This window comes from Streptomyces sp. ATLC9 (assembly GCF_057196705.1).
This window is the reverse complement of record NZ_JBXUOY010000504.1, coordinates 1-1368: the sequence shown is the minus strand read 5'-3', so window position 1 is coordinate 1368 and position 1368 is coordinate 1. Positions and strand designations below refer to the sequence as shown.

Here is a 1368-nt window from a genome sequence, read left to right as displayed (position 1 = left end):
GTCGCGGCGGTGGCCGCGACGACCGTGCGCCGCGTGGGGGCAGGGGTGTGGGATGCGGTGTGGGTGTCGGTCACGGCCGCAGATGCTACGTGCCGGTAGAGCTACGGGACAGGGCGCCGGAAAGAGTTCGCCCACTGGTCGAACGGTGTTGTCCCGAAAGCGCCGCGAGCCGCACCTGACCGCACCCGGCCGTACCGGCGCCGGGTCACACCGCACCGCCGCACCGAACAGAACCGGCCCGCCGGTACGCCGTCCCCGAGGCGCACCGGCGGGCCGGTGAGGTCCGGCGCCGGCGGCACCGCGAGGGGGCCGCCGGGCCGTCGGCCGGTCACTTGACGCCGAGCTTCTCCAGTTCGGCGGGCAGCTTGCTGACCTCGACGTCCTTGCCGTCGATCCGGACGGTCGGGGTGCCCTGGACGCCGGCCTCGTTGAAGCTGTCGATCATCTCGAGCGCCCACTTGTCGTAGGTGCCCTTCTCGACGGCCGTCTCGAACTCCTGGTTGCCCTTGAGCGCGTCGACGTTCTCGGCGACCTTCAGCAGGTAGTCGTTGTCGGCGAACTTGTCCTGGTTCTCCGGCGGGTGGTGCTCGGCGGAGTACAGCAGGGAGTGGTACTCGCTGAACGCCTCGGTGCTCACGTCGAGCGCGGCGCCCAGGGCGCTGGCGGCGTTCTTGGAGCCGTCGCCGCCGAAGTTGCCGTCGATGATGCTGCCGAGGTGGATCTGCAGCTTGTACTTGCCGTCCTCCGCGCCCTTCTTGAGCGTCCCGCCGAGGGCCTGCTCGAAGTTGGCGCAGGCGGGGCAGCGCATGTCCTCGTAGACGTCGATCGTCTTCTTGGCGCCCTCGTCGCCGATGAGGACGGTCGTGCCGTTCTCCCCGGCGGCGTTGGCCGGCTCGACCAGCTTCTTGTCCGCCGCGGCGGCCCAGGACTTCTCACTGCCGCCGTCGTCCATGTTGGCGACGGCGAAGCCGACGCCGCCCGCGACCGCGAGGATCGCCAGCACCGAGCCGCCGACGACCGCCTGGCGGCGCAGCTTGTCCTTCTTGGCCTGCTTCTCCCGCTCGGCTCGCAGCCGCTCGCGGGCGGCGCGCTTGGCTTCCTGGCTGTTGCGCTTGCTCATGGGTGTGTTCTCCGTGTCCGGTGCGTGATGTGTGGGGGCGGTGGTGCTCAGGCGGCGAGGGCCACGGAGCACGGAGGTCCGCGCCGTACGACGGAGTGGGTCAGCAGGGGGAGCGCGCGGTGCGCGCGGGCGCGGTGGGCGGGGCGGAGCACACGGCCCCGGGCCCGGCCGGCCGTCCGGCGCGATGTCGACGGTGCACAGCGTGGCGAAGATCTCGTCGCTGGAGCGCTCGTGCTCCAGCACCCGCT

Annotated in this window: 1 protein-coding gene; it reads right to left on the bottom strand. The window is 71.7% G+C overall.

Annotated features, from left to right (window positions below):
* Positions 1-328: 328 nt before the first annotated feature.
* Positions 329-1120 carry a thioredoxin domain-containing protein gene (locus AC2CJA_RS26670; RefSeq protein WP_484605212.1) on the bottom strand — a complete coding sequence of 264 codons (792 nt, stop codon included), beginning with the start codon at positions 1118-1120 and terminating at the stop codon, positions 329-331.
* Positions 1121-1368: the final 248 nt, after the last annotated feature.

Bases quoted from the DNA above. Each gene is read 5' to 3' on its own strand.
- AC2CJA_RS26670 (WP_484605212.1), bottom strand. From the start codon at position 1,120: ATGAGCAAGCGCAACAGCCAGGAAGCCAAGCGCGCCGCCCGCGAGCGG.